General features: G+C 60.3%; 7 protein-coding genes and 1 rRNA gene. 4 read left to right on the plus strand and 4 right to left on the minus strand.

Annotation, left to right across the window (positions count from 1 at the left end):
- Positions 1 to 425: ribosomal RNA gene (locus VIW95_RS10265) — 16S ribosomal RNA — on the minus strand; the annotation flags it as partial.
- A 476-nt stretch (positions 426 to 901) separates the two neighbouring features.
- On the opposite strand from VIW95_RS10265, the gene VIW95_RS10270 reads away from it, so the two are divergent.
- A complete protein-coding gene (locus VIW95_RS10270) occupies positions 902 to 1,039 on the plus strand; it encodes a hypothetical protein (protein WP_331586072.1) in 138 nt (45 codons plus the stop codon).
- Between the two features lie 10 nt (positions 1,040 to 1,049).
- On the opposite strand, the gene VIW95_RS10275 is transcribed toward VIW95_RS10270, so the two are convergent.
- Complete coding sequence (locus tag VIW95_RS10275; RefSeq protein ID WP_414645285.1) at positions 1,050 to 1,676, minus strand: anti-sigma factor; 627 nt, start codon at positions 1,674 to 1,676, stop codon at positions 1,050 to 1,052.
- 219 nt (positions 1,677 to 1,895) lie between these two features.
- Between VIW95_RS10275 and VIW95_RS10280 the strand changes: the two genes are divergently transcribed.
- From VIW95_RS10280 to VIW95_RS10290, 3 genes are read left to right on the plus strand one after another with little or no spacing between them, the layout of a single operon-like run.
- On the plus strand, positions 1,896 to 2,972 hold the full coding sequence (locus tag VIW95_RS10280) for a 3-deoxy-7-phosphoheptulonate synthase (RefSeq protein ID WP_331586076.1): 1,077 nt from the start codon (positions 1,896 to 1,898) through the stop codon (positions 2,970 to 2,972).
- Between the two features lie 21 nt (positions 2,973 to 2,993).
- Positions 2,994 to 5,144: a hypothetical protein gene (locus VIW95_RS10285; protein ID WP_331586078.1), complete on the plus strand. Its 2,151-nt coding sequence runs from the start codon at positions 2,994 to 2,996 to the stop codon at positions 5,142 to 5,144.
- A complete protein-coding gene (locus tag VIW95_RS10290) occupies positions 5,144 to 7,303 on the plus strand; it encodes a hypothetical protein (RefSeq protein WP_331586080.1) in 2,160 nt (719 codons plus the stop codon). The genes VIW95_RS10285 and VIW95_RS10290 overlap by 1 nt, the downstream gene beginning before the upstream one ends.
- Before the next feature lie 5 nt (positions 7,304 to 7,308).
- Here the strand turns inward: VIW95_RS10290 and VIW95_RS10295 are convergent, their stop codons facing one another.
- Together VIW95_RS10295 and VIW95_RS10300 are read right to left on the minus strand one after the other, a co-directional pair.
- Complete coding sequence (locus VIW95_RS10295; protein ID WP_331586082.1) at positions 7,309 to 8,712, minus strand: nicotinate phosphoribosyltransferase; 1,404 nt, start codon at positions 8,710 to 8,712, stop codon at positions 7,309 to 7,311.
- Position 8,713: 1 nt separating this feature from the next.
- Positions 8,714 to 9,689 (minus strand): S16 family serine protease (locus tag VIW95_RS10300; protein ID WP_331586084.1); only part of this gene is annotated, 976 nt, incomplete at its 5' end.

Consider the following 9,689-nt stretch of genomic DNA (forward strand, 5'->3'; position numbering starts at 1 on the left):
ACCCACGCGGCGTCGCTGCGTCAGAGTTTCCTCCATTGCGCAATATTCCTGACTGCTGCATCCCGTAGGACTCTGGGCCGTGTCTCAGTCCCAGTGTGGCTGACCATCCTCTCAGACCAGCTACCCGTCTTAGCCTTGGTGAGCCGTTACCTCACCAACTAGCTGATAGGACGCGGACCCCTCTCAAAGTGATAGCTTGCAGGAGCAGAGGCCATCTTTTACCTCAGGAAGCGAACTTTCCGTGGTCTTATCCGGTATTAGCTCGTCTTTCGACGGGTTATCCCAGACTCTAAGGCAGGTTGTCCACGTGTTACTCACCCGTGCGCCGGTTTACTAGCCGTATTGCTACGACTTTCTCCCACGACTTGCATGTCTCAGGCACGCCGCCAGCGTTCGTTCTGAGCCAGGATCAAACTCTCCATTATAGCTCAGTATATCCACCGTCCGAGACGCGGCTAACGCGTCATGGAACGGCAGGACTGACCGCATATTAAATCAAAGAAATCGGTCGGGCATCGAGTCCATTCCTGGACCCCCGCCGCCGATTAAGGCATGCACTACTATTCAGTTTTCAAAGACCAACCCTTTTCAGGGCGAACGGAAACAGTACTCTTCCAATCCGGTCCGTGTCAACGGGTTTTTGAGGATATCGGAGGCGAAGTTTCCACAAGCCGCGCCGCAAAGCGCCGCTGCATCGTCAATCTACGCACATCGATGAACGATGTAAAGCCCCTCGATGAGGAAAAGATTGCTGTCGCAGCAAGGGATGACGCCCACTTTCATCGGGCTACGCATTCGTACTACAATTTGTAGCAACCTGGTTGTGCGATTTGGGTTTTTTTCATCAAAGTTGACGCACCGCGTGTGAATCGGAGGAAGCTCGACAGCAAAGGACATCTCTATGCGACGAATATTCAGCATGGCGGCCTTCGGTTTCGGCTTCTACTATCTGTGGAACAACACCGATCCGACCACCGAGTTTCTCGCGGTTGGCGCGATGGGGTTCGCGCTTCTGCTCGAGTTCATCGGCGCCGACTGATCGATTTCAACTAATGCCGCAATTTGCGGGGACTCGGCCCTGCTCCCGTCAATGGCGCAAACTCCCCCCTGAGCGCGATCGGGCCATTTGGAGTATCGCTGTAAGATTCATCTTCTAAAGTGACGTCGAGCGACAATCCTTTCTCGCGTCCAACCGGCAGATCCACCGGCACCGTCGCGAGCCCGTCATCGCCGACTAAAAAATCAGCGGCCCAAATCGGCGCGCCGCGCCTGGGCGTCCACCAGATGCGGTAAACCTCGAACGTCCCGGTTGGCTTCAGTCCGCTCGCTTCGAGCATCGCGGCGTCGGCCGACTCGCTCATCGCCAGCTTGCCCGCCGGAAGATCGATACCGCTTGATTGCATGGTCGACCTCGCCCTGTCCTTCTCGCTCGGCGCGGCGAGTTTGATCGTGCGAAGGTCCGGCGCGAAAAGAATTTTCTCGAACACCTCGCCCACACTGACCCGCTCGCGCACCGATCCCAGCTTGCGCTGCTCGACCGCGGTCTGATGCCGCAGAACTCGCACGGTCGCATTCAGAGCCGCCACGCGACGATTCACATAGTTGGTGCGCCGTGCGAGCGAGACGGCGAGGTCGGACATCACGAGCAACGACGCGATCGCGATTGCTACCGACATCCCCGCAATCGCCTGCCACAGCCGGACGCGAAGGAGTCGCGGCGGCCGGGCAATGGACTGCAATTCGCCGCTGTCGCGTTCTTGAGAACTCGGTTCCGTTTCGCTCTGCTCGATCACAGGATTATGCGTTGGGTCCACGGATTTCGATCCGTCGGTATTATGCCCAATAGGTACCGTCTTTGTTAGCGTCATCCTTTCTTATAGAAATAACGACTACTTATGCGCCGAATTCAGGACGTTCATGTTCTCGCCACCGAGCCGCTGATCGCGCCGCATCTGCTCAAAAACGAGATGCCGGTGGACGAAGGAATTGCGCGAACCGTGGTCGAAGCGCGCGCGACCATTCGCGAAATTCTGGCCGGTCGCGACCGCCGGATGCTCTGCATCGTCGGCCCATGTTCCATCCACGATCCCGATGCGGCGATTGACTATGCGCGCCGCCTGGCGAAGCTCAAGGTCGCCACCTCGGCTCAGCTCTACATCATCATGCGAGTATACTTCGAAAAGCCGCGCACGACCGTCGGATGGAAAGGGCTTATCAACGACCCCCACATGGACGACAGTTGCGATATGCGTGAGGGACTGCGCATCGCTCGCCGATTGTTGATCGACATAAACCGGCTCGGCCTCGCGGCGGGGACAGAACTGCTCGATCCGATCACACCGCAATACATCGCGGACCTGGTCGCCTGGGCTGCGATCGGCGCGCGCACGACCGAGTCGCAGACGCATCGCGAGATGGCGAGCGGGTTGTCGATGCCGGTCGGGTTCAAGAATACGACCGAAGGAAATCTGCAGGTGGCGATCAACGCAATCCAATCCGCGCGACGGCCGCATTCTTTTCTCGGCATCACCCAGGAGGGAATGTCCGCTGTGATTCGCACCTCGGGCAATCCCGATACGCATGTCGTGCTTCGCGGCGGACGCAAGCCCAACTACGACGCGGACAGTATCGAGGGATGCCGCAAAATCCTCGCGAGCGCCGCGCTCGAGCCGCGCATGATGGTGGATTGCTCGCACGCGCAGACCAGCAAGGATTTCACCAAGCAGCCGGAAGTGCTGCGGACGCTGGTTGACCAGGTATGCGCCGGCAGCGGCGCGATAATGGGCGCGATGCTCGAGAGCAATATCGAAGCCGGCAGCCAGCCGCTAAGCGCGAATCGCGCCGTGCTCAAGTACGGCGTGTCAATCACCGACCCGTGTATCGATTGGCCTACCACCGAGCGATGCCTCCTTGACGCCGCCGCCGCACTGGGCGCCGCCGGCAAGACCGCGGCTGCGAGTCACCGCGCATAGCATCGCACTCCGCCTCACATAATGGCTCCGGCAAATCGCCACTACGGTCGGTATGAGCAGACCGCAGCCTTCGTGTTCTTTCTCGCCGTCTCAATTCTTCTGTTTGGGCGCGGTCTTGCAGGCCATCTGACGACCGCTTACATCGGTCGCGAAGCCGATCCTCTCATCTACATGTGGTTCCTGCGATGGTGGCGATACGCGCTCGATCATCGTATCAACCCTTTTCTGACTGACCTGGTGTGGGCACCGCGCGGATTCAATCTCGCATGGTCGGCATTCATACCGCTTCCGGCATGGATCGCCATTCCAATCGGATACGCGCACGGCGAGGCCGCGGCTTATAACATTCTCTGCATCTTGGCGCTGCCGCTCGCCGCACTTTCGGCATTCCTGCTATGCCGCCGCGTCACCGGCGCGTTCTGGCCGTCAATCCTCGGTGGCTACATTTTCGGCTTCTCTCCGTACATGTTGGGTCAGATGCTGGGCGGCCATCTCAATTTGATATTCGCGTTCCCAATTCCTCTCGCCGCGTTGGCGGGTCTTCGCCGCCTGGATGGCGAAATCTCCGCGCAGCTTTGCACGCTCGAGATCGCCGCGCTTCTGATAGTGCAATTTCTCTGCGGGATCGAGCTGTTCGCGACGATGACGGTCTTCGCTGGATTCGCGATGCTGACGGCGCTCGTATGCTTCGACGACGAAATGCGCACGCGGCTGGTTCGCCTGATCGGCACCGTCACCGTGGCGTATGCGATCGCGATGGTCGTGGTCTCGCCATACTTCTACTATCTGTTTGCGCTGCGCTCGCCGCACGGGCCGATGTGGCCGCTCTCAAACTTCACGGGCGACCTGGCCAACTTCTTCATTCCCACCGAGATAAATCTGCTCGGTACTTTCAAATTCGCGCGGTCGATAACCGGAAATTTCGGCGCGGATCTCTACGAAAACGGCGTTTACCTCGGTATCCCTTTGATTGTTGTGATCGAGGCGTACCGACGGATGGCCTGGCGCACACGAACGGGCAGGTTCCTGATTGCGATGCTGGCGATTGCTATCGTCGGCTCGTTCGGCCCGGTACTCACGGTGGCGGGTCGCCGGCTGTTTCCGATGCCGTGGGCGCTGTTCGCAATGCTGCCGGTGATATCCGGCGCGTTGCCCGTGAGACTCGCGATTTATTCTTCCCTCGTGGTCTCGCTGATCGCCGCGACCTGGTTCAGCTCCGCTCCGGTATCGTCGATGACAAAATATACCGCCGCACTGCTGGTCATTCTGTTCTTTGCGCCGAATATGAACGGATCGTTCTGGATAAGTGCGCTCGACGTCCCCGCATTCTTCACTGACGGGACGTATGCAAAAGAAATCGATCCGAATGAGATCGTTGTGCCTGTGCCTTTTCCACGCGACGGCAAGGGTATGTACTGGCAGGCGCGTAGCAATATGTACTTCCGGATGGCCGCCGGATGGACGATCACTTCGCCGTTCGAGTTCGTGCGAATGCCCGCGGTCAACTACCTGTTCGGCGAAATCGACCTGCCAGAGGCCGCAGACCAGTTAAGGGCTCACATTGCGCGCTTCGGCGTAAGTGCCATGATCGCAAACGAGAAAGAAGCGAAGTTTCCGATCTGGCAGCGGACCTTCGCGTCGCTCGGCCTCCTCGCTGTCAGCCGCGACGGCGTGTCGATTTACAAAATCCCACCCGACTCTTTTGCAGAGTATGGAAAACTTCCAGGCAGCTATGTCGAAGCGCGCGCTAACGCCCTGCGTTTCGACGCGATCCTCGAGGGTGCAGCGAAGTACCTTGCCGACGGACACGATCTGTCGAGGCTTTCGGCAGATGAACTCAATCGGCTCCGTCTGCTGCCCCACGACTGGCTCGTCGAACCGAAGTACACCGAATGGGGCATCGGAATGGCGCCTGGCGGCCGAGTCGCCATCGTAATGTTCGGCTCGTACGACGGGTTCAAACCACTGATCGAGCGCTACCGCACGTTTGCCTCCGAGATAGACTATCCGGCGCCATCGCGATGGGATCCCCGCTCTTCGCAGTCCGAGGATCGGCTGGAAAAGCTGCTGATAATTTTCGATCGCGCCCAATTCGAGGCTGCGGCCGCGCAACTTAAATCATCGCCGCCGACCGAGATGACGACGCCATTCCTCGGGGCGGATTCGCGCTGATGACTTCGCCGGATCGCGCGGCGCATCGATGGCAGTCGTGGGGAGCGCTGGCGCTCTACTTCGCAATCGCTGTTCTCTTGCTCGATCGCGGTCTCGCCGGACATCCCGGCTACTACATCGGGCGCGACACGGATCCGCCGCAAACGATGTGGTTCTTCAACTGGTGGCGATATTCGTTGGCGCACGGGCTCAATCCGTTCATCACCGATTCGGTCTGGGCGCCGCTCGGAATCAACCTGGCCTGGACAACGCTCGTCCCGCTCCCCGCGTGGATCTCGATCCCCCTGCAACCCACAGTGGGCGAACCTGCGACCTACAACATAGTGATATCATTCGCGCTGCCGCTCGCGGCATTTTCTGCGTTTCTGCTGTGCCGGCGTGTGACGGGAGCGTTTTGGCCGTCGGTCCTGGGCGGATACATCTTCGGCTTTTCGTCATACATGCTTGGACAAGTACTCGCTCATCTTGATTTGGTTTCGGTCTTCCCGGTGCCGCTTATCGCGCTGCTAACGTTGAAGAGACTCGACACCGAGATCTCGGCGCGACGTTTTGCGATCCTGTTGGCCGCGCTGCTGACAGCTCAGTTTCTTTGTTTCCCGGAAATTTTCGCGACCATCACAATTGTGGGTGGATTCGCCCTTTTGCTGGCGCTCGCGCTTTTCGAACGCGACCTTCGCGCGCGGCTGGTGGGACTCATCGCACCCGCCCTAGCCGGATACCTTATGGCGAGCGCAACACTGTCGCCGTACCTGTTCTACTTGCTGGCGCGCGGATTTCCTCACGCTCCCATCTGGACAACCGCGAGCTATTCGGCCGACCTGTTGGCATTTCTGGTGCCGACCGGGACCGCGATGCTAGGCACGACACGCATCGCGACCGAGATCGCGCGCACCTTTCAGCACGACTTGTTTGAGAACGGCGCCTATCTGGGTATCGCGATAGTTGTCTTCGTTGAAGTCTTTCGACGGCGATACTGGCGCGAGCGGGTGGGTAAATTTCTGACGATCATGTTGGCCGTCCTCGTGATCGCCTCGACGGGTCCGATGCTCCATGTCGCCGGACGGCAGGGATTCTGGATGCCCTGGGCGATTGTCGGGCGGCTGCCGATCCTCTCAATCGCGTTGCCGGTGCGGTTCATGATGTATGCGTTTCTAGTCGTGGCGCTGATGGTTGCGATGTGGCTGGCGGCGCTTCGCGCTCGACTGTTGACGAAATTTGCGGTGGCGGCGATCCTCGTGGCATCAATCGCGCCGAATCCGCATGCATCATTTTGGGTAAGCCCGCTCGACATTCCCACATTCTTCACTGACCGAACATATGCAAGCGAACTCGAGCCGCGCGAGATCATTTTGCCGTTGCCGTGGGGAAATCTGGGCAACAGCATGTACTGGCAATTGCAAAGCGGGATGTACTTTCGCATGGCCGGCGGATGGACCGGAATCTCGCCGTTCGAGTTTGCTCGAATGCCAGTGAACAACTACTTTTACGGCGGGATTGATTTGCCCGAGGCCGGTGATCAGCTGAAGGCCTACGTCGCGCGCTTCGGAGTGCGGGCAGCAATAGCTGATCCGAACGAGGCTAATTTTGAGACCTTCAAACAGACGCTCGATTCGCTCGGCGTCGCGGGACTGAACGAGAAAGGCGTGTGGATTTATAAGATCGCGCAAGATTCATTCGCCGCTTATGCCAAACTTCCCCCCGCTCAGGTCGAGGCGCGCGCCGACGCGTTGCGATTCGACGCAATTCTCGAGGCTGCCGGAAAATATCTCGCCGCCGGACACGACCTGTCGATGCTCTCTCCCTTTGAACTCAAACGGCTCGACCTGCTCCCACACGACTGGCTCGTCGATGCTGCGCCTGACGCATACAAGGACTGGCAAATCGCGTCCGCGCCCGCCGGCCAGATCGGCATCATCATCGTCGGCTCGTATGAGGGAGTCAGACCACTGATAGAGCGCTACCGAGCGATTGCGTCCGCGATCGATTATCCCGCGCCGGCGCGATGGACCACCGACTCGCATCCCCGCCTGGATGTCATCAAGCCGTTGCTCGTGATCTTCGACGCCGCACAGCTAGCCGATGCGGCGCGCAGCCTGCAAACTTCGCCGCCGCCACAGCGGAAGACGCCGTTTCTTGCTGGAGTAACTGCCGGTTTGTAGCTGGCTCAATCCTGGCGTTTTTGCGCCCGCAGTTTTTCGCTGATCACCAGCGCGCCGAGCGCTGCAGTCTGCCGCACCGGGAACTCCGCGGGCTTGCGCAGCGCCTTGTAGCGGGCGTCTAACGTCCGCAGTCCGTTCATCACGCGCTCGCGCGCCTCGGCCAGGGTTGGACGCGGCATGATCCGCCGGCCATTTTCGAAGACAGTCTCCATCAATTGAACCGTTATCGAGGGTGTCGGCTTGAATTCGCGCGCAACCGTGGTCGTGCACTCGTCGATTATTCCGATCATGTCCGCAAAGAACGATCCGTTGGGCGCATAGCCTCGGAATAGCTGCTTGCGGCCCGGCGTCGAAATTTTTCCAGCCGAAGTCTTCAGCCGGCCGCGGTCCTTATAGTCGACCAGCTTGTAGACGAAGTCCGCCGAGGGCGCGTCGTCGCTGACAGCAAGCGCGGTGCCGACCCCGAACGCGTCGATTGGCGCACCGGCGTCGACCAGTTCCGCGATTCGATATTCATCCAGGTTGCCGCTAGCGACGATCGCAATATCGCCGAAGCCGGCCTGGTCGAGAATCCGGCGCGCCTTGCGGCTCAGCTCATCGAGGTTGCCGCTGTCCAGCCGCACGCCCTGTATTTTCATGCCCGCTTCGCGAACTCGCGCGGCGATAGCGGCGGCGTTCTCCACGCCGCGCGGCGTGTCGTATGTATCAACCAGCAGCGTGCTGAGGGTCGGAAAGCTCGCGACGAAATCGCTGAATGCGTCACGCTCGCTTTCGTGCGCCATCACGAAGCTGTGACTCATCGTACCGAAAACGGGAATGGTGTAGCGCTTGCCGGCGAGCACGTTGGCGGTGCCGTGAAAGCCCGCCATGTAGCTCGAGCGCGCCGCGATAAGCGACGCATCCGCACCTTGCGCGCGTCGCGGACCGAAGTCCACCAGGCGGCGACCGCCCGCGACCGCGAAGCATCTTGCCGCCTTGCTCGCGACGACCGAAGCGAAGCCGATCTGGTTGAGCGCCAGCGTTTCGATGAGCTGCGCTTCGATCAGCGGCGCTCGAATCTCGAGGATCGGCTCGCCGGGAAAATAAATCGTGCCCTCGGGAAGCGCGCGGATCGAACCGGTGAAGCGCAGCTGCGAAAGAAATTCGAGAAACGCCGGCTTGAAGAGTTGCAACGATTCGAGGTGCTCGATCGCGCCGGCGTCGAAGCGATATTCCTCGAGCGCCTCGATCAACCGCTCGATACCCGCCGCGATCATGAAGCCGCGCCCCGGCGGCATCCGTCGCATCGCGACCTCGAACGACGCAATGTCGTTGAATCCGTGCTCGAAGAATGCCGCGCCGACCGTCAGCTCGTAGAGGTCCGTGAACAGCGCAACCTCCGCCGGATCGAGTCGGAGATCTATCGGCATTTCAGCGCGGCGGCTCCGGCGGCGAAGGCGGTTTCGGTGCCGGGGCGTTCGGCGCCGGCTCCTGCACGACGCGAGTTTCGCCCATCGGGCGATCGCGTAGAATGTTCGCCATGTTCTTGAGCCGTTGATCGACGAGATAGTTGATCGTGCCGGGCTGGTCGATCGTTCCCGCGCGCACGCCGGTCAGAGTCTCGATCCCGCGATCGATCGTATCGATCGGATAAATGTGAAATTCACCGCGCTCGATTGCACCCGTGGTCTCCGGATCGAGCATCAGGTTCGACACGTTCGTGCGCGGAACCATCACGCCCTGCGTCCCGGTCAGGCCAATCGCCTTGCACACCCGGTAAAATCCCTCGACCTTCTGATTGACGCCGCCAATCGCCTGCACCGTGCCGTATTGATCGACCGAGCCGGTCACCGCGAGATCCTGCCGGATCGGCACGCCCGACAACGCCGACATCAGCGCGTACAGCTCGGTCGAACTGGCGCTATCGCCGTCGATGCCCGAGTACGACTGCTCAAAGCAAATGCTCGCCGACATCGCAATCGGGTGCTGCTGTCCGAATCGCGCGCGAAGAAATCCGCTCAGGATCATGATGCCTTTGTCGTGCGTCGATCCCGACATCCGCGCCTCGCGCTCGATGTTGATCACTCCCGCCTGCCCAAGCGCGACGGTCGCCGTCACGCGCGACGGCCGTCCGAAGCTGTAGCCGCCGACGTCCAACACCGCCAGCCCATTGATCTGCCCGACGCTGGTGCCGCGAATATTCACGATGAGCGTGCCTTCCGCGATCAGCCGGCGGATTTCCTCTTCTATAAAATTGAGGCGCAGCATCCGTTCGCCGAGTGCCCGCTCGACGTGCGCCGCAGTCACGCGCTGGGCCGCATCGTTGCGCGCGAAGTACGCCGACTCGCGCGCGAGGTCGTCGATCGGCTCGAGCATCGCGAGCACCCGCGATCTGTCGCCCGCCATC

Origin of the sequence: Binatus sp. (SeqCode), from assembly GCF_036522015.1 — a bacterium.
Lineage (GTDB): Bacteria > Desulfobacterota > Binatia > Binatales > Binataceae > Binatus.